Source organism: Streptomyces sp. NRRL B-1347, from assembly GCF_000720325.1.
Taxonomy (GTDB): Bacteria; Actinomycetota; Actinomycetes; order Streptomycetales; family Streptomycetaceae; genus Streptomyces.
Genome location: NZ_JOJM01000001.1, coordinates 313218 through 332552 on the forward strand (window position 1 = coordinate 313218; position 19335 = coordinate 332552).

Annotated in this window: 14 protein-coding genes; 8 read left to right on the forward strand and 6 right to left on the reverse strand. The window is 74.5% G+C overall.

What is annotated here, in order from left to right; translation table 11 throughout:
- The first annotated feature begins 111 nt into the window (after positions 1–111).
- Genes IG74_RS0101365 through IG74_RS0101375 form a run of 3 tightly spaced genes read left to right on the forward strand, consistent with a single transcriptional unit; the run spans position 112 to position 5752 of the window.
- A complete protein-coding gene (locus IG74_RS0101365; protein ID WP_030668087.1) occupies positions 112–2169 on the forward strand; it encodes a phosphocholine-specific phospholipase C in 2058 nt (685 codons plus the stop codon).
- Between the two features lie 55 nt (positions 2170–2224).
- Positions 2225–4804 carry a valine--tRNA ligase gene (valS, locus tag IG74_RS0101370; protein WP_030668090.1) on the forward strand — a complete coding sequence of 860 codons (2580 nt, stop codon included), beginning with the start codon at positions 2225–2227 and terminating at the stop codon, positions 4802–4804.
- A gap of 51 nt (positions 4805–4855) precedes the next feature.
- Positions 4856–5752: a phospholipid scramblase-related protein gene (locus tag IG74_RS0101375; protein ID WP_030668093.1), complete on the forward strand. Its 897-nt coding sequence runs from the start codon at positions 4856–4858 to the stop codon at positions 5750–5752.
- A gap of 91 nt (positions 5753–5843) precedes the next feature.
- Here IG74_RS0101375 and IG74_RS0101380 read toward each other — a convergent pair whose 3' ends face one another.
- Entirely contained in the window at positions 5844–6764 is a 921-nt protein-coding gene (locus tag IG74_RS0101380; RefSeq protein ID WP_078868490.1) for a DMT family transporter, read from the reverse strand.
- Entirely contained in the window at positions 6761–7651 is an 891-nt protein-coding gene (locus IG74_RS0101385; RefSeq protein WP_078868491.1) for a phosphatase PAP2 family protein, read from the reverse strand. Before IG74_RS0101385 ends, IG74_RS0101380 begins: the two co-directional genes overlap by 4 nt.
- A gap of 159 nt (positions 7652–7810) precedes the next feature.
- On the opposite strand from IG74_RS0101385, the gene IG74_RS0101390 reads away from it, so the two are divergent.
- Positions 7811–8497, forward strand: coding sequence for a TetR/AcrR family transcriptional regulator (locus IG74_RS0101390; protein ID WP_078868492.1), 687 nt, complete (start codon positions 7811–7813; stop codon positions 8495–8497).
- 127 nt (positions 8498–8624) lie between these two features.
- Here IG74_RS0101390 and IG74_RS0101395 read toward each other — a convergent pair whose 3' ends face one another.
- The 4 genes from IG74_RS0101395 to IG74_RS0101410 form a co-directional block, all read right to left on the reverse strand.
- The gene (locus tag IG74_RS0101395) at positions 8625–9671 is read right to left on the reverse strand and encodes a DUF2510 domain-containing protein (protein ID WP_030668106.1); all 1047 of its coding nucleotides are present in this window, start codon (positions 9669–9671) and stop codon (positions 8625–8627) included.
- Positions 9672–9883: 212 nt separating this feature from the next.
- Complete coding sequence (locus IG74_RS0101400; protein WP_030668109.1) at positions 9884–11068, reverse strand: anhydro-N-acetylmuramic acid kinase; 1185 nt, start codon at positions 11066–11068, stop codon at positions 9884–9886.
- A 374-nt stretch (positions 11069–11442) separates the two neighbouring features.
- Positions 11443–12456 carry an acyl-CoA dehydrogenase family protein gene (locus IG74_RS0101405; RefSeq protein WP_030668113.1) on the reverse strand — a complete coding sequence of 338 codons (1014 nt, stop codon included), beginning with the start codon at positions 12454–12456 and terminating at the stop codon, positions 11443–11445.
- Positions 12456–13697 (reverse strand): acyl-CoA dehydrogenase family protein, encoded by a 1242-nt coding sequence (locus IG74_RS0101410; RefSeq protein ID WP_030668116.1) that lies wholly within the window; start codon positions 13695–13697, stop codon positions 12456–12458. The genes IG74_RS0101405 and IG74_RS0101410 overlap by 1 nt, the downstream gene beginning before the upstream one ends.
- Before the next feature lie 115 nt (positions 13698–13812).
- Here IG74_RS0101410 and IG74_RS0101415 point away from each other — a divergent pair, with 115 nt between their 5' ends.
- The 4 genes from IG74_RS0101415 to IG74_RS0101430 all read left to right on the forward strand — a co-directional run bounded on the left by IG74_RS0101415 (position 13813) and on the right by IG74_RS0101430 (position 19311).
- On the forward strand, positions 13813–14595 hold the full coding sequence (locus IG74_RS0101415; protein WP_030668119.1) for an SDR family oxidoreductase: 783 nt from the start codon (positions 13813–13815) through the stop codon (positions 14593–14595).
- A gap of 15 nt (positions 14596–14610) precedes the next feature.
- Positions 14611–15270, forward strand: coding sequence for a TetR/AcrR family transcriptional regulator (locus IG74_RS0101420; RefSeq protein ID WP_078868493.1), 660 nt, complete (start codon positions 14611–14613; stop codon positions 15268–15270).
- Positions 15271–15315: 45 nt separating this feature from the next.
- Positions 15316–16473, forward strand: coding sequence for an acetyl-CoA C-acetyltransferase (locus IG74_RS0101425; RefSeq protein WP_030668125.1), 1158 nt, complete (start codon positions 15316–15318; stop codon positions 16471–16473).
- Between the two features lie 192 nt (positions 16474–16665).
- Entirely contained in the window at positions 16666–19311 is a 2646-nt protein-coding gene (locus tag IG74_RS0101430; protein ID WP_030668128.1) for an ATP-binding protein, read from the forward strand.
- Positions 19312–19335 lie beyond the last annotated feature (24 nt).

The following is a 19335-nucleotide window of genomic DNA, read 5'->3' on the forward strand; positions in this document are numbered from 1 at the left end:
GCCTTCCCGTCACGCGGCGGTCACCGCACCGCCCGCCTCTTCCGTCAGCCTTGCTCCGCTTGACACACTGCACCCACCCACGCCCCCCACTTCACGTGAGGTCGCTTTCCCATGCCCGAACTCAACCGGCGCCGCTTCCTGCAACTCGCCGGCGGCACCGCCGCGTTCTCCGCGCTCTCCGAGAGCATCGGCCGCGCCGCCTCCCTGCCCGCGCGCCGCCGCTCCGGCTCCATCGAGGACGTGGAGCACATCGTCGTCCTGATGCAGGAGAACCGTTCCTTCGACCACTACTTCGGCACCCTCAAGGGCGTGCGCGGATTCGGCGACCCCCGCCCGGTGACGCTGCCCGGCGGCAAGCCGGTGTGGCACCAGAAGGGCGGCGGCAAGGAGGTCCTGCCGTTCCACCCGGACGCGGACGACCTGGGCATGCAGTTCATCGCCGGGCTCGACCACGACTGGGCGGGCGGCCACCGGGCGTTCAACAACGGCGCGTACGACCAGTGGATCCCCGCCAAGTCCGAGCGGACCATGGCCTACCTCACGCGCGGGGACATCCCCTTCCACTACGCGCTCGCCGACGCCTTCACCATCTGCGACGCCTACCACTGCTCGTTCATGGGGGCCACCGACCCCAACCGCTACTACATGCTCACCGGGCACGTCGGCAACGACGGCACCGGCGGCGGCCCCGTCCTCGGCAACCAGGAGGCGGGCTACGGCTGGACCACGTACGCCGAGCGCCTGGAGAAGGCCGGGATCTCCTGGAAGGTGTACCAGGACATCGGCGACGGCCTGGACGCGGCGGGCAAATGGGGCTGGATCGCGGACGCCTACCGCGGCAACTACGGCGACAACTCCCTCCTCTACTTCAACACCTTCCGTGGTGCCAAGCCCGGCGACCCCCTCTACGACAAGGCCCGCACCGGGACGAACGTCAAGGCGGGCGACGGCTACTTCGACCTCCTGAAGGCCGACGTCAAGGCGGACCGGCTGCCGCAGATCTCCTGGATCGCCGCCCCCGAGGCGTTCAGTGAGCACCCCAACTGGCCGGTGAACTACGGCGCCTGGTACATCGCGCAGATCCTGGACGCCCTCACCGCCAACCCCGAGGTGTGGGCCAAGACCGCCCTGTTCATCACCTACGACGAGAACGACGGGTACTTCGACCACGTCGTGCCGCCCTACGTCCCCTCGTCGGCGGACCAGGGCCTGTCCACCGTCGCGACCGCGCTCGACCACTTCCCGGGCAACGCCCAGTACGCCGCCGGGCACTACGGCCTCGGCCAGCGCGTGCCGATGGTCGTCGTCTCGCCGTGGAGCACCGGCGGGTTCGTCTGCTCCCAGGTGCTCGACCACACCTCGATCATCCGCTTCATGGAGCGCAGGTTCGGCGTGCGCGAGCCGAACATCTCGCCGTGGCGCCGGGCCGTCTGCGGCGACCTGACCGCCGCGTTCGACTTCGCGGGCAAGGACACCGCCCCGGCCGCGCTGCCCGACACCTCCGGCTACGAGCCGCCGGACCGCGCGCGCCACCCCGACTACTTCCCGAAGCCGCCCGCGAGCCCGGCCCTGCCGAAGCAGGAGGCCGGCTCCCGGCGCACCCGCCCGCTGCCGTACGCGCCGCTGGTCGACGGCCTGGCGACACCGGCCGACGGCAAGTTCCGGCTCACCTTCGGCGGCGGGGACGCGGCGGGCGTCTGCTTCCACGTGCGCTCGGGCAACCGCGGCGACGGCCCCTGGACGTACACCGCCGAGGCCGGGAAGACGATCTCCGACGCCTGGAACTCGGCGTACTCCGGCGGCAGTCACGACCTGTCGGTGTTCGGCCCCAACGGCTTCCTGCGCACCTTCAGGGGCCCCGGCAAGAAGGCGGGGCCCGAGGTCACCGCCCGCCACGACCGCACCACCGGCAACATCAAGCTGACCTTCACCAACGCGGGGTCCGCCGCCTGCGCCCTCACGGTGACGAACGCCTACGGCGGCCGCAAGGAGACCTTCCAGGTCAAGCCGGGCGCCACCGTCCAGCACACGGTGGACCTGCGGGCCAGCAAGCGCTGGTACGACCTGACGGTGCTCGCCGACACGGACGCGGGGTTCCTGCGGCGCCTGGCAGGACACGTGGAGACCGGTACCGCCGGAGTGAGCGACCCGGGCCTCGCCACGGCCTGACCCCCGGGAAAACGGGCGTGCCCCGGCGCGGTGGGCGCGGTTAGCATGCGGGAGCATGACCCGCACCCACCGCCCGAGCGGCGCCCCGGACAAGCCCGTCCTCGACGGTCTTGAGCAGTACTGGTCCCGGCGGTGGGAAGAGGACGGCGTATACGCCTTCGACGCGGACGCCGCCCGCACCGGGCCGCGCGACGCCGTCTTCTCCATCGACACCCCACCGCCCACGGTGAGCGGCTCGCTGCACGTCGGCCACGTCTTCTCGTACACGCACACCGACACCGTCGCCCGCTACCGGCGCATGCGCGGCAAGAACGTCTTCTACCCCATGGGCTGGGACGACAACGGCCTGCCCACGGAGCGCCGGGTGCAGAACCACTACGGCGTCCGCTGCGACCCCGCCCTGCCCCACGACCCGGACTTCACCCCGCCCGAGCGGCCCGGCAAGCGGCAGGTCCCCGTCTCCCGGCGCACCTTCATCGAGCTGTGCGAGCGCCTCACCGCCGAGGACGAGCGGGCCTTCGAGGACCTGTGGCGCACGCTCGGCCTGTCCGTCGACTGGTCGCGGACGTACCGGACGATCGGCGCCCCGGCCCGCGCCGCGTCGCAGGCCGCCTTCCTCGACGACCTGGCGCGCGGCGACGCCTACCTCGCCGAGGCGCCCACGCTGTGGGACGTCACCTTCCGCACGGCCGTCGCGCAGGCCGAGCTGGAGGACAGGGAGCGGCCGGGCGCGTACCACCGGATCGGCTTCCACGCCCCCGACGGCCGCACCGTCCTCGTCGACACCACCCGGCCCGAACTGCTGCCCGCCTGCGTCGCCCTGGTCGCGCACCCGGACGACGAGCGGTACCGCGACCTGGTCGGCGGTCGCGTCCGCACGCCCCTGTTCGGCGTCGAGGTCCCCGTCGTCGCGCACCACCTGGCCGCGCCCGACAAGGGCACGGGCCTCGCGATGGTGTGCACGTTCGGCGACACCACGGACGTCACGTGGTGGCGCGAACTGCGGCTCGCCACCCGGCCGGTCATCGGCTGGGACGGCCGCTTCCTCCCGACCGCGCCGAGCGGGCTCACCTCGCCCGCCGCCCGCGCCGCGTACGCGGAACTGGCGGGTGCCACCGCGCACACCGCGCGGGAGCGCGTCGTCGCGCTGCTGCGCGCCGCCGGAGATCTGCACGGCGAGCCGCGCCCCGTCACGCACGCGGTGAAGTTCTTCGAGAAGGGCGACAAGCCCCTGGAGATCGTCACCACCCGCCAGTGGTACCTGCGCAACGGCGGCCGCGACGAGCGGCTGCGGACCGAGCTCCTCGCGCGCGGCGCGGAGCTCCAGTGGCACCCGCCGCACATGAAGGTCCGCTACGACAACTGGGTCGGCGGCCTCAACGGCGACTGGCTGATCAGCCGCCAGCGCTTCTTCGGCGTCCCGATCCCGCTGTGGTACCCGCTCGACGGCGACGGACGGCCCGACCACGGCCGCCCGATCGTCCCGGACCCGGCGGCGCTGCCCGTCGACCCCAGCGCGCAGACCCCGCCCGGCTACGACGAGCATCAGCGCGGCAAGCCGCACGGCTTCACCGGCGATCCGGACGTCATGGACACCTGGGCCACCTCGTCGCTCACCCCGCAGATCGCCGGAGGGCGCCGCACGGACCCGGAGCTCTTCGCCCGCGTCTTCCCGATGGACCTGCGGCCGCAGGCCCACGAGATCATCCGCACCTGGCTGTTCGCCACGGTCGTGCGCGCCCACACCGGGCACGGCAGCCTGCCGTGGCGGCACGCCGCGATCTCCGGCTGGATCCTCGACCCCGACCGCAAGAAGATGTCGAAGTCCAAGGGCAACGCCGTCACGCCCGCCGACCTGCTCGACCGGCACGGCTCGGACGCGGTCCGCTACTGGGCCGCGAGCGCCCGCCCCGGCACGGACACCGCCTTCGACACCGGCCAGATGAAGATCGGGCGGCGGCTCGCGACCAAGCTCCTCAACGTCGGCAAGTTCGTGCTCGGCATCGGCGCCGACCCCGGCGCGCGGGCCGCGGCCGAGCCGCTCGACCGCGCCCTGCTCGCCGCGCTCGCCACGGCCGTCGACGAGGTGACGGCCGCGTTCGAGGCCTTCGACCACGCGCGCGCCCTGGAGCGCGCCGAACAGTTCTTCTGGCACTTCTGCGACGACTACGTGGAGCTGGTCAAGGCCCGCGCGTACGGCGACCACGGCGACGCGGCGGCACGCGACTCGGCGCGGGCGGCGCTGCACACGGCCCTGGACACGGTGGTGCGGCTGTTCGCGCCCGTCCTGCCCTTCGTCACCGAGGAGGTCAGGTCCTGGTACGCGGACGGCAGCGTCCACCGCGCCGCGTGGCCGTCGGCCGCGGCGCTGCGGGCGCTCGCGGGGGACGCGGACCCGGCGGTCCTCACGACGGCCGGTGAGGTCATCGCGCACGTCCGCAAGGCCAAGTCCCTCGCCCGCCTCTCCCTGCGGGCCGAGGTCGGGGCCGTCGAGCTGTGGGCCCCGCGCGGGACGCTCGACCGCTTCGCGCTCGCCGAGCGGGACGTCCGGGCCGCGGGACGGGTGGGGACGGTGTCGGCCCGTGAGGCCGACGGTGAGCTGCGCGTGGAGGTGCTGCTCACACCGTTCCACTGAGTGGAACGCGGGGCTGGCGGAGCCCACCCGGGGGCACGGTAGTGTGCCCGGGTGACAACGCAATCGAACACTCCTGCAGGCTGGTACCCCGATCCCCAGGGTGCCGCCCAGCTGCTCCGCTGGTGGGACGGCGCGCAGTGGACCGACCACACCACGGCGGACCAGCAGGGCACGCCGGGCCAGCAGGTCCCGCCCCAGGCGGGCCCGGCCGCCGCCGCTCCCGCGCAGGCCGTCGCCGAGCAGGCGCCGTTCGCCGCGCCGCAGCAGGCACCCGCGCCGGCCGATCCGGCGAAGGTCCAGCGCCAGGTCCAGCAGCAGGCGGGCATCACGCCGAGCGCGCAGGGCGGCGGCACCCTGTTCACCGAGCCGGTCCTGGTGGTGAACCAGAAGGCCAAGCTCATCGAGCTGACCAACGAGTACAAGGTCATGGACCAGGCGGGCAACCAGCTCGGCTCGGTCACCCAGGTCGACCAGAGCGCGCTCAAGAAGGTCGCCCGCTTCGTCTCCAGCCTCGATCAGTTCATGACGCACACGCTGGAGATCCGCGACGTCCACGGCCAGCCGCAGCTGCGCCTGACCCGCCCGCGCAAGTTCATGAAGTCGCGGGTCATCGTGGCGCGCCCCGACGGCCAGCAGGTCGGCGAGATCGTCCAGCAGAACGTCTTCGGGAAGATCAACTTCGCGATGATGGCCAACGGCCAGCAGGTCGGCGCCATCAAGGCGGAGAACTGGCGCGCCTGGAACTTCTCGATCGTCGACCACACCGACACCGAGGTGGCCCGGATCACGAAGACCTGGGAAGGCCTCGCCAAGACGATGTTCACGACGGCGGACAACTACGTCCTCCAGATCCACTTCCAGCTCCCGGAGCCGCTCCTGAGCCTGGTCGTGGCGACGGCCCTGACGGTCGACACGGCCCTCAAGCAGGACTCGCGCGGCCTCGGCTGACGCACGCCCGTACCGAAGGAAGCGGCCGCACGCCCCTGGGGGAGTGCGGCCGCTTCCGTACGTGCCGGTTGCGCCGGTTGTACCGGTGACGCTAGCCGCGCCGCGCGGACAGGGCTTCCGGGGACAGCGCGTCCGCGGGCTCCGGCTGGCCGGGGATCGACGGCAGCGAGCCGGGGGCGGGCGCGGGGGCCCGGGGCGACCGGGTCAGGAGCACCACCCCGTACGCGGCGAGCGCCGCGCCCGCCGCCGCGAGGAACACCCCGCCCACGCCGCCGCGCAGCCGTTCGCCGAGCAGGGCGACGCCGATCGCGGACGCGGCCACCGGATTGGCGAGCGTGACCACGGCGAGCGGCGCGCCCAGGCCGCCGCGGTACGCCGTCTGCGACAGGAAGAGACCGCCCACGGCGAACGCCGCGACGAGCAGCGCCACGACCACGACCCGCGCGCTGAGCAGCGGCCCGGAGGCGTCGGTCGCCGCGACCGTCACGGTCTGCGTGAGCGCGGAGGCGACGCCCGACGCGAAGCCGGACGCGGTCGCGTGCCGCAGCCCCGGACGGGCGCCGCGCCGCGAGAGCGTCCCGATGACGACGGCCGTCACCGCGGCGACCGTCAGGGCCTCCGGCAGGGACAGCGTGTCGTCGGGCGCGGGCCCCGACGCGGTGAGCAGCAGCGTGCCCAGACCGATCAGGGTGAGGCCCGTGCCCCGCCACTCGAGGCGGGTCACGCGCCGCCCGGCCAGGCGCGCGCCCAGCGGCACGGCGGCGACCAGGGTGAGCGCGCCGAGCGGCTGCACCAGCGTGAGCGGCCCGTACTTCAGGGCCGCGACGTGCAGCAGCGCGGCGGAGGCGTTGAGTCCGACGGACGCCCACCAGGCTCCGCTGCCGAGCAGCCCCAGCAGCCGGGGACCGCTGTCCGTGAGGCGCGCGGCCAGGCGCTCCTGGGCGACGGCCGCGGCGGCGTACGCCACGGCCGACACCAGGGAGAGCGCGACGGCGAGCAGGGTGGCGCTCACCGCCCGGCTCCGGAGCTGACCAGTTCGGCGGCAGTAGCGGCGGCGGGGGCTTCCGCGGGCACGGAGCGGCGTACCACCCGCGAACGCGCGGGGCGCGCCGGGCGCGGCGGCCGGAGGACGGCGAGCGCGATGCCGAGCAGCGCGGCGGCCGCGAGCGCGTCGAGCCAGTAGTGGTTGGCGGTCCCGACGATCACCAGGAGCGTGACCAGCGGATGCAGCAGCCACAGCCAGCGCCACCGGGAGCGGGTCGCCACGATCAGACCGATCGCCAGCATCAGCGCCCAGCCGAAGTGCAGCGACGGCATCGCCGCGAACTGGTTGGCCATCGTGTCGGCCGCGGGCTTCGCCGCGTACACCGACGGCCCGTACACCTGCGCGGTGTCCACCAGGTGCGCCGCGGGCAGCAGCCGGGGCGGCGCGAGCGGGAAGCCGAGGTGCAGCGCGAGCGCGGCGGCGGTGAGCACGGCGAGGACGCGCCGCGCCCACACGTAGTGCCGGGGCCGGCGCAGATACAGCCACACCAGGAAGAGCAGCGTCGCCGGGAAGTGCACGGTCGCGTAGTAGGTGTTCGCCACGTGCACGACGCCGTCGCCGTGCAGCAGCGCGTCCTGTACGAGGCCTTCGCCCGGCAGCCGCAGGGCGCGCTCGGCGTCCCAGACGCGGTGCGCGTTGCGCAGCGCCTCGCCGGTGTGCCCGTTCGCGAGCTGCCTGCCGAACTTGTAGACGAGGAAGAGCCCCACGACCAGGAGGAGCTCGCGGACGAGGGGCGGCCGGGCGGCGGCGCGCCCGGCCGCCTCGGCCGGTGGTGCGGCGGCTGGCCTCGGTGGTCCCGGGGGTATCCCGGGCTCCCCTTCGGCAGCCTCGGTGCGGGATTCGCGGGCTTCCATGCCCCGGCCCCTTTACGTGACGACTGGGTGGTGCGGTGATGTGGGCACCCCTGAACGCCGCACATCGATACGCCAGTGTACCGATACGGAGGCGTACCGGTACACTGGCGTATCGATAACGTGGGCAGGGCGAGTCGCCCTACCGAGGAGTGAAGAGCCATGACGTCGCGGGAACCGGTACGTGAGCACGGGTGCGGCAAGCCGTCCGCCTCGCGCCGCTCCAAGCTGACGCCCGAGCGTGAGCAGGAGTTCTACGACGCGGTCCTCGACCAGCTCCGGGAGTGCGGCTACGAGGCCGTGACCATGGAGGGCGTCGCCGCCGCCACCCGGTGCAGCAAGTCCACGCTCTACCGCCAGTGGAAGACGAAGCCCCAGTTCGTGGCCGCCGCGCTGCGGGCCAACCGCTGTGTGCGGTTCGCGGGCATCGACACCGGCTCGGTGGCTGGTGACCTGCGCGAGGCGGCGCGCTCGGCCGCCGCGTGGAGCGAGCGCGACACGATGCTGGTGCAGGCGCTCAGCCACGCCGTCCAGCAGGACGAGGACCTCCAGCGGGCGCTGCGCGAGGCGCTGGTGGAGCCGGAGGTGCAGGCGATCGACGTCATCGTCCGGCGGGGCGTGGCCCGCGGCGAGCTGCCCGCGGACCATCCGGCGGCGGAGTTCGTGGCCGCGCAGCTCTTCGGCGTGCTGCGGGTGCGGCCGATGCTGGAGGGTAAGAACGCGGACGCGGAGTATCTGACGCGGTTCGTGGACGCAGTGCTGCTGCCCGGGCTCGGCCTCGTGGGCGACGGCTCGGGACCGGCGGGCGCGGCGGTGTCCGCGGCCGCGGCGGGCGGCGCCGCCGACTGAGAGCGTGGGCCCGGGGCCGGGGGATGACCGGACCGGGGCCCGCCGCGCCGCACCGTGGGGACGGGGGCGGCGCGTCACCACCGCCGGGGCGGGCCGGGCGTGCTCGGCCCGCCCCGGCGGTGGTTTCCTACCGTTCCCGGGCGCCCGTGGGCGCGTGGACCTGCTGTCCGTCGCCGCCCCCGCCCCCGCCGCGGGCCTTCTTGATGCCCTTGGTGATCTCGTCCATGGACGACAGGGGCGGGGCGTCGTCGTGGACGTCGATGCCGAAGCGGACGAGGACCATCGTCATCTCGTCGGCGGGGGACTTGAACGCGAGCGACTGGACGTAGCCGTCAGGGCCCTTGCGCGCGTCGACCTTCCAGCGGACCAGATAGCCCTTCTGCCCGGCGACCGTGACCGCCTTCGACGCGAGCTGGTCGTGCGACTTCGGGGCGCCGCCGTAGATCGTGCCGCCGTACGCCTCCGCCGCGTTCTTCTTGATGTCGGCCTTGGCCGCCGCCTCCGGGGTCGACGCGGTGACCTTCAGACGGACCGCGGGCGCGGAGAAGGCGCCGCCGCGCACGCACTGCTTGGCGGAGTCGCCGGGGCAGGGGTACTTGCCGGTCGTCACGCCCGCGCCCGCCACGTTCGACTGGCCGTCCCAGCCGTCGGGGACGGGCAGGCTGATGCCGCTCGCGGTGTCGGTGGCGTAGCCCTCCTCGGTCTGCGGACCGCCGGACGGGCCGGACGGGCCGGGCGAGGGCGAGCCGTCGGGCTCCTCGCTGCCGTCGTCCTGCGGGCCCGGCTTCGAAGGCGCCGACGGGGCCGGGGGCTTGGCGCTGTCCTTGTCGTCATCGTCGTCGGCGGTCAGCGCGTAGACCCCGCCGCCGATGCCCGCGAGCACCGCGAGGGCTATGACCACGCCGATCGCCGTGCGTATGCGGCGCCGCGGCGGGCCGGGCGGCTGCTGGGGGTAGGCCGCGGCCGGGTAGCCCGGGGCGGCGGGGTAGCCCGAAGCGGGGTAGCCGGCCGCGGGGTGGCCGGGAGTGGGGTGGCCGGGAGCGGGGAGGTCGCTGCCGCCCGGCGCACGGACGTGATCCGTCCACGTGTTCCCGTCCCACCACCGCTCGGACGGCGGGGCGCCAGGGGTCTGCCCGGGGTCCGGATACCAGCCGGGTGGAGTCGCGTGCGTCATGGGCGTCAGGGTATGGGCACCGCCTGAAAGCCCGATGAGAGGGGTCCGCCGGATCCGGCCAACTCCTGCCGGGTGGCGGGGATTCGCCCCGGTCGCACGGATATGCCCGGAGGGGGTGGGGTGCGTCGGGCCGTGCGCGGGCCGCGCTCACCGGGAGGGCCCTTGCCCAGGAGGCCCTCGCTCCGCCTCAGTGCCGGTGCCGGTCGCTCGCCTCAGCGCGCGTGTCCGTTGACCACGAGCCGGGTCGGCGCCTCCGCCTCGGTGACGCCCGGCAGCCGGAACCCCGTGCGGCCAGGGGTGATCGAGCCGAGCACGCTCGGGTGCCGGGCGCCGGTGCTCGTCGGTACGGTGCCGGGCAGGCCGTGGGCCGTCAGGAAGCCCAGGACGGCGAAGGCATACGCCTCCTTGGCCGCCGACGGAAGGCCCAGCTCGTCGGAGCCGCGGACCGGCACGGCCGTGCCGAGGTCGGACCGCAGCATCGCCATGAGCGTGGGATTGCGGACCCCGCCGCCGGAGGCGATCACCTCGGTGGCGCCCGTCGCGCGCACCGCGTCGGCGACCGTCACCGCCGTGAGCCGGGTGAGCGTCGCCACCACGTCCGCGGCGCCCAGCGGTCCGAAGCCCGCCAACGCCTCGCGCAGATACGCCGGATGGAACAGCTCCTTGCCCGTCGTCTTCGGCGCGGGCAGCGCGTAGTACGGCTCCGCGAGCAGCCGGGCGAGCAGCTCCTCGTGCACGGTGCCGCGCGCGGCCAGCTCCCCGTCCCTGTCGAACGGCAGATGGGACGCGCGGCCCTCCGGCGTCAGCTCCCGCACCGCCGCGTCGATCAGCGCGTTGGCCGGGCCGGTGTCGAAGGCGGTGCCGTCCGGGGCGGTGATGTTGGCGATGCCGCCCAGGTTCAGCGCCACGGGCGTGCCCGGCCTGCCGCGCAGCCACATCTGGTCGACCAGGCTCACCAGGGGGGCGCCCTGGCCGCCCGCGGCCACGTCGCGCGGGCGGAAGTCCGCGACCACCGGCAGGCCCGTGGCCTCCGCGATCCACGCGGGCTGCCCGATCTGCAGGGTGCCGCGCACCCGGCCGTCCGCCACCCAGTGGTAGACGGTCTGGCCGTGCGACGCCACCAACTCGGCGCGGCCGTCGCACAGTTCCCGGTCCGCCTCCACGGCCGCCGCGGCGAAGGCCTGACCGATGAGCGTGTCGAGGCGGCAGACGTCGGCGAGGCTGGTGGCCGCCGGGGGCAGGGCGGTGGACAGGGCCGAGCGGAGCGCGTCGTCGTAGCCGCGGCTGATGAGGCCCAGGGGGGTCATGACGAGGCGGTCGCCGTCGAGGGCGAGGTCGACGGCCCCGGCGTCGATGGCGTCGTAGGAGGTGCCGGACATCAGGCCGATCACACGCACGAAGTCTCCTCTTTCCGGTTCGGCCAGCCCGCGCGCCCGGGCCCGGTCCCTCCCACTATGCCTTCACCTCGCCGGACCCCACCGGACCGCCCTGGCCCGCCAGGCTCAATTCCCCCCACTCTCCCGCCCTTTCCGCGCGCATCCGTGCCCGCGCTCAACCTCGGGGCAGCCCTGCCGTCGCTGACCGCCCGCCCGGTGCGCGGCGCCCCCGCGTCCGCCGCGCCGACGCTCCGAGGTGCCCGGCGGCAGCCGTCGGACCGGCTTGATTTCTCCCGCGCGTCCGCTCGTGCCCCGCGCCGCCGCGTGCCCCCTTTCGCCGCGTCGGCGCGCCGGTCAGTGGCCTCGGGCCGCCGGTCAGCGGTCCGGGCCGCTGGTCAGCGACCCCGGGGCCCGGCAGGCGGCGGTACCGCCCGGGCGCGCCACTGGCTCGTGCCGCCCCAAGCGCCGCGCAGGGCCCTGGCCTTGAGGAGCCAGAGGGATATGTCGTACTCGGCGGTGTACCCGATGGCGCCGTGCAGCTGGAGCGCGGCCCGCGCCGAGCGGTACGCGGACTCGGCCGCGCAGACCTTGGCGGCGGCCACGTCCCCCCAGGCTTCCTCCTCGGTGAGGGACACCGCCGCCCCGAACACCAGCGGCCGCGCGAACTCGAGCCCCACGAGGACCTCCGCGAGGCGGTGCTTGACCGCCTGGAAGGACCCGATCGGCACCCCGAACTGCGTCCGCTGCTTCACATACGCCACCGTGCGGTCGAGCAGCGCGCACCCCACGCCGAGGCACTGCGCGGCGGTGGTGAGCGCCGCCCAGCGCAGGGCGCACCGTGCCGCCTCCGGCACCGCGGGGCCGGACGCGAGCACCTCCCCGCCGGGCAGCGGCCGCGCGAGCCGCCGCGCCGGATCGAGGGAGGCCCGCACGCGCGCGTGCCCGGGGGCGAGCCGCAACTGCCCGCCGTCGACGGCGAGGACCAGGGAGGCGGCGTCCGCGTCCAGGACGTACGGCCCGGTGTCGGGGAGGGCGAGGGTCGCCCGCGCCGCACCCGTCACCAAGGACGGCAGCAGCCGCTTCGCGGGCCCCGGCACTCCGAGCTCGGCCAGCCGCGACAGCAGCGCCGCCGCGGCCACGGTCTCGACCAGCGGCCCGGGAACGGCGTGCCGACCCAGCTCCACGAAGGCGACGGCGGTGTCGACGGGCAGCTGCCCCACGCCCTCGTACTCCTCGGGGGCCGCGAGGGTGAACACTCCGGCGTCCGCGAGCCGTCGCCACACCGCGGCCCCGGGCGCGTGGTCCCCCGCGGCCCACGCCCGCGCCACCGCGGGCGTGTCCGCCGCCTTGAGCACGCCGTCGAGGGCCCGGGCGAACGCCCGCTGCTCGTCGTCCAGAAGGAACCTCATCAGCGCCGTCCCTTGGGCAGGCCGAGCAGGCGCTCGGCGATGATGTCGCGCTGGATCTCGTTCGTCCCCGCGTAGATGGGGCCGGCGAGGGAGAAGACGTACCCCTCCGTCCAGGGCGCGGGGTCGGTCGACGCGGGGTCGGTCGATGCAGGGGCAGGGGGCGCCGGGCGGGGGGACGCGGGGTCGGTCGACGCAAGGTGAGGGCGCTCTCCGGTGTCCGTCAGCTCCCCGTCCGCCCCCAGGAGGTCCAGCGCCGCCTCGTGCACCGCGATGTCGTAATCCGACCAGAACACCTTGTTCAGGCTGGACTCCGCGCCGAGCGTTTCGCCCGCTCTCGACCGCGAGGCGTTGGCCCAGGTGAAGAGCTGGTACGCGCGGGCGCCGATCACCGCGTCCGCGACCCGGTCGCGCAGCGCCGTGTCGGAGGGGTCGCCGTGCGCGTGCCAGAGCCGGACCAGGCGGTCGGCGGTGGCGAGGAAGCGGCCGGGGGAGCGCAGGGCCAGACCGCGCTCGTCGCCGGTGGTCGACATGGCGATGCGCCAGCCGTCGCCGGGGGCGCCGATCACGTCCTCGTCGGGGACGAAAACGTCGTCCAGGAAGACCTCGGCGAACGCGGGCTTGCCGTCGAGGCGGCCGATGGGGCGGATCGTGACGCCGGGCGCGTCGAGCGGGAACATCACGTACGTGAGGCCCCGGTGCGGCCGATCCGCGCGCGGGTCGCTGCGGAAGAGGCCGAAGGCGCGGTCGGCGAACGCGGCCCGCGACGACCACGTCTTCTGCCCGCTCAGCCGCCAGCCGCCGGGTGCGCGCCGGGCCGTGGAGCGCAGCGACGCGAGGTCGGAACCGGCCTCCGGCTCCGACCAGGCCTGGGCCCAGACGACCTCGCCGCGCGCCATCGGCGGCAGCACCCGGGCGCGCTGCTCAGGCGTGCCGTGGTCGAAGAGGGTGGGGGCGAGGAGGCTGATCCCGTTCTGCGAGACGCGGCCCGGGGCGCCCGCCGCGTAGTACTCCTCCTCGAAGAGGAGCCATTTGACGAGGTCGGCCCCCTGGCCGCCGAACTCCTCCGGCCAGGACACCACCGACCACCGGTCCGCCGCCAGGGTGCCCTCCCAGGCGCGGTGGGCGGCGAAGCCCTCCTCGGTCTCGAGTGAGGGCAGCGGAGCGCGCGGAACGTGCGCGGCGAGCCAGGCGCGCGCCCGCAGCCTGAACTCCTCTTCCTCCGGGGTGAAGTCGAGGTCCATCCCCCTGCTCCCGTCTCTCGCCCGCCCTGCCGTCCGTCCACTCTTCCCTAACAAGTGTTTGGTAGATTATCGTGAGGACGGTCAGCCGTCGAGCACACGATCGGGGGATTCGTCCATGGCAGCGCCGCCGTACGTGCCGGGGCACGGTCTGCTCGCGGGCCGCGCCGCCGTCGTCACCGCCGCGGCCGGCGCGGGCATCGGCGCGGCCACGGCCCGCCGCTTCCTGGAGGAGGGGGCCCGCGTCGTCATCGGCGACGCCCACGCCCGCCGCACCGAGGAGGCGGTGACCGCGCTCGCGGACGAGTTCGGCCCCGACCGCGTCGACGGCGTCCGCTGCGACGTGACCGCCGAGTCCGACGTGACCGCGCTGTTCGACCTGGCGGAGCGGCGCCACGGCGCTGTGGACATCGTCGTGAACAACGCGGGCCTGGGCGGCACCGCCGCCCTCACGGACATGACCGACGAGATGTGGCACAAGGTCGTCGACACCACCCTGACCGGCACCTTCCGCTGCACCAGAGCCGCCCTGCGCCGCCTGCGCGCCACCGGCACGGGCGGCGTCCTGGTGAACAACGCCTCGGTGCTCGGCTGGCGCGCCCAGGAAGGCCAGGCGCACTACGCGGCGGCCAAGGCGGGCGTCATGGCCCTCACCCGCTGCGCCGCCCTGGAAGCCGCCCCGCACGGCATCCGGGTCAACGCGGTCGCGCCGAGCCTCGCCCTGCACCCCCACCTCGCCAAGGTCACCACCGCCGAGCTGCTCGACGAGCTCACCGCCCGCGAGGCCTTCGGCCGGCCCGCCGAGCCCTGGGAGATAGCCAACGTCATCGTCTTCCTCGTCAGCGGCTACTCCTCGTACATGACGGGCGAGACGGTCTCGGTCAGCAGCCAGCACCCCTAGGCGGAGAATGAGCCCGTGCCGACCCAGAAACAGCCGACCCAGAGCCCAGCCACGTCCCCGGTGGCCCGCAAGCAGAAGAAGCCCCCGGTGCCGCCCTCGCCCGAGCGCCGCGCCGAACTGCTCGGCATCGCCGCGGAGGTCTTCGCCGAGCAGGGGTACAACGCCACCACCGTCCGGAAGATCGCGGACGCCGCGGGCATGCTCGCGGGCAGCCTCTACTACCACTTCGACTCCAAGGAGTCGATGCTCGAAGAGATCCTGCGGACGTTCCTGACCGAGCTGTGGGACGGGTACGACGCGGTCCTGGCCGCTCCGCTCGGCCCGCGCGAGACGCTGGAGGCCCTCGTCACCGAGTCCTTCCGGGAGATCGACCGGCACCGCGCGGCCGTCGCGATCTACCAGAAGGAGTCCCGGAACCTGGTCACCCAGACCCGCTTCGAGTACCTCCTGGAGTCCCAGCAGCGCTTCGAGAAGACCTGGCTCACCACGCTCGAACGGGGCGTCGCCGACGGCGTCTTCCGCGCCGACCTGGACGTCCGCCTCACCTACCGGTTCGTGCGGGACACCGTCTGGGTCGCCGCGTCCTGGTACCGGCCGGGCGGCGGCCACAGCCCCGAGGAGATCGCCCGGCAGTACCTGTCGATGGTCCTGGACGGCATCGCCGTCCGCGCCTAGCCCCGCGCCGCCGCGCGGCGCCCGTCACGCGAGGAGTACGCAGCCATGGCCGAGGCCTTCATCGTCGAGGCGGTCCGCACGCCCGTCGGCAAGCGCGGCGGCGGCCTCGCCGCCGCGCACCCCGCCGACCTCGGCGCCCATGTGCTCACCGCCCTCATGGAGCGCAGCGGCGTCGACCCCGCCGCCGTCGACGACGTGGTCTTCGGCTGCCTCGACGCGGTCGGGCCGCAGGCCGGGGACGTCGCCCGCACCAGCTGGCTCGCGGCCGGACTCCCCGAAGAGGTGCCCGGCGTGACCGTCGACCGGCAGTGCGGATCCTCCCAGCAGGCCCTGCACTTCGCCGCGCAGGCCGTCCTCTCCGGCACCCAGGACCTCGTCGTCGCGGGCGGCACGCAGAACATGTCGATGATCCCCATCGCCTTCGCCTCCCGGCAGGCGGCCGAGCCCCTCGGCCTCACCGAAGGCCCCTTCGCGGGCAGCGAGGGCTGGCGCGCCCGGTACGGGAACCGGCCCGTCAACCAGTTCCACGGCGCCCAGCTGATCGCCGACAAGTGGGGCATATCCCGCCAGGACATGGAGGAGTTCGCGCTCCGCTCCCACCGGCGCGCCCTCCGCGCCGCCGACGAAGGCCGCTTCGACCGCGAGACCGTGGCCTATGGGGACGTCGTCACCGACGAAGGCCCGCGCCGCGACACGACCTTGGAGAAGATGGCGGCCCTCACGCCCGTCATGGACGGCGGCAGCATCACCGCCGCCTGCTCCTCCCAGGTCTCCGACGGCGCCGCCGCCCTGCTCCTCGCCGGTGAACGGGCGGTGCGGGACCACGGGTTGACGCCCCGCGCCCGCGTCCACCACCTCTCCGTGCGCGGCGAGGATCCGATCCGCATGCTCTCCGCACCCATTCCGGCCACCGCGCACGCCCTGAAGAAGACCGGCATGACGCTCGACGCCATCGACCTCGTCGAGATCAACGAGGCGTTCGCGCCCGTCGTCCTCGCCTGGCTGCGGGAGACCGGCGCCGACCCGGAGAAGGTCAACGTCAACGGAGGCGCCATCGCCCTGGGTCACCCGCTCGGTGCCACCGGCGCCCGCCTGATGACGACCCTCCTGCACGAACTGGAGCGCACCGGCGGCCGGTTCGGCCTCCAGACGATGTGCGAAGGAGGTGGCCAGGCCAACGTCACCGTCATCGAACGGCTGTGACCGCCAGGGCCGCCGCGGCACGCCGTCCCGCGTGCCGCGCGGACGCGCCGCACCCGTACTCCCCAGGTGGCCTGGCATATGACCGTCTGTCACCCGTGCGGGAGCAGGTGGGCGGACCTCGCTCCGCGACGGCCCCGGCCCGGCTAGTCTCAAGTTCTGTACGTCGATTGAGCGACCCCGGGAGGTAGCGCGATGACGCAGGGACGGCCCGGAGGTGGCGCCTGGGCCCCGCTGTGGGAGCGCGACGAGGAAATCGGCGCGGCCGAGCGGGCCGTGTCCGGTCTGTGCTCGGACATGACGACCGAGGGCGGCCTGCTCGTCTTCAGCGGTGACGCCGGCATCGGCAAGACCGCGCTCATGGCCGAAGTCCGCCGCCTCGCCCACGGCCGGGCCACCGTGTGGGCCGCGCGCGGCGGCGAGACCCTCAAAACCGTCCCCTTCAACGTCGTACGACAGCTCCTCCAGCCCGCCCTCGTGGCCCTCACCCCCGACGAGGTCCGCGAGTACCTCGGCGACTGGTACGAGATCGCGGGCCCCGCCCTCGGCATAGCCGAGCCCGGCAGCGGCAGGCCCGAGCCGCAGGCCGTGTGCGACGGCTTGATCGCGGTGGTCTCCCGCCTCTCCCGCGTCTACTGGCCCCTGGTGCTGCTCGTCGACGACGCGCACTGGGCGGACCAGGAGACGCTGCACTGGCTCGCCGCGTTCGCCGAACGCCTCGACGACCTGCCGGTGCTCGTCGTGGTCGCCCACCGCCCCGGCGAGGCCACCGGCGACAGCGCCCGCCACCTCGCGCGCATCGGCGCCGCCGCACGCCCGGCGACCCAGCTGCGCAACCTCACCCCGGAGGCCACGGCCGGGCTCACCCGGGCCACGCTCGGCGAGCACGCGGACGCCCCGTTCTGCCGCGAGGTGTGGGCCGTCACCAACGGCAACCCGTACGAATCCGTGGAGCTCCTCGCCAAGGTGCAGGACAGCGAGCTCGAACCGGTGGAGGGCTCCGCCGCCGAACTGCGCGTCCTCAACCGCTCCGCCCGCGGCCGCGGCCTCGTCGCCCGCCTCGAAGAGCTCGGCACCGACGTCACCCGCTTCGCCTGGGCCGCCGCGATCCTCGGCTCCGCGATCTCCGTCGACCTCGCCGCGTCCCTCGCGGGACTGCCCCGCGACGGGGCCGAGCAGTGCGCCGAGCGGCTGCGCACCGCCCGCATCGTGACCGGCGGCGAAGAGGGCCTGGAGTTCGTGCACCCGCTGATCGCCTCCGCCGTGTACCAATCCATCCCGCCCGCCACCCGCACCGCGATGCACGGCCAGGCGGCCTGGGCCGTCACCCGCTCCGGGCGCGGCGCCGCCGCGGCCTCCCGGCACCTGCTCGAAGTCATCCCGGACGACGACCCCGAGCTCGTCGAGCAGCTGCGCGAGGCCGCCACCGAGCACCTCGCCGTCGGCGCGCCCGACGCCGCCCGGCGCTGTCTGGAGCGGGCCCTGCGCGAGCCGCCCCGGCCCGACGTGCACGCCCGCGTGCTCTACGAACTCGGCTGCGCCACCCTGCTCACCTCGCCCGTCACCACCGTCGGGCATCTGCGCGAGGCCCTTTCGATGCGGGGCCTGAGCCAGGAGCTGCGCGTCGACGCCGTGTGCCGCCTGTCGCAGGCCCTCGTGCACAACGACCAGCTCGGCGAGGGCCTGCGCGCCATCACCGAGGAGGCGGCCCGCCTTCCCGTCGGCACCGACCGGCTCCGCCTGCAGGCCGTGCACTTCATGTGGGAGGGCATCCACGCGGGCGAGGAGGACTCGCCGGGCCGCTCCCGCAGGCTCGCCGCGCTCGCCGGGTCGCTTTCCGGGCGTGACAACGCCGAGCGCGCCCTGCTCATCCTGCGCGCCTTCGACGCGATGACGCGCGGCGAGAACGCCGAAGAGGTCGTCGAGCTGTGCGACCGCGCCCTCGTCAACGGCCGCCTGGCGCCCGGACTCGGCTGGACCGACGCCGAGTGGAGCTTCGAACTGCGCCTGATGCTCGGCGGTTCGTACGCCTTCGCCGACCGGCTCGACCGCGCCGAGAGCCTGTTCACCGAGGCCGTGAAGGCGTACGAGACGGCGGGCTGGAGCGGCGGCCACCTCGCGCTCGCGCACGCCTTCCTCGGCTACGTCTACCGCAGGCGCGGGCGGCTCAGGGACGCCGAGAAGTCGCTGCGCGAGAGCCTGCGGCTCGCCGACCGCGTGGGCCAGGGCGGGCTCCCGATGCACTGGGAGGCGGCCAGCATGCTCATCGACACGCTGCTCGCCCGCGGCCACGCCGAGCAGGCGAGCGCCGTCGCCGACCGCTACGGCTTCGCGCCGCCCAACGCCTCCACGATCTACGTCCCCGACGCGATGTCCGTCCGCGGCAGGCTCCTCCTGGCCCTCGGCCGCCGCGAGGAAGGGCTCAACGAACTGGAGGCCACCGCCAAGGCGTTGACGGCGCGCGGCCAGTACAACACGGTGCTCGCGCCGTGGGCGTACGACCTCGCGCGGGCCCTCGCCGACGAGGACCCGCGGCGCGCCGCCGACGTGGTCACCGACGCGCGCGTGCAGGCCGAGCGGTTCGGCACGGACACGGCGATCGGCGAGGCCCTGCGGTGCGAGGCCGCGCTCGCCTCCGGCCCCCGCTCCGTCGCGCTGTACGCGAAGGCCGTGGCCTATCTGGAGGCCTCGCCCTGCGCGTACGAACACGCCGTCGCGCGCGTCGAGTACGGGGTGGTCTCGGGCAGCGTGGAGGAGCTTCAGCGCGGGCTCGCGCTGGCGCGCAGCTGCGGGGCCGACGAGCTGGCCGCCCGGGCCGAGCGGTTCCTCGCCGGGGTCTAGGCGCTCGCGGAGGGGCCGGGCCTG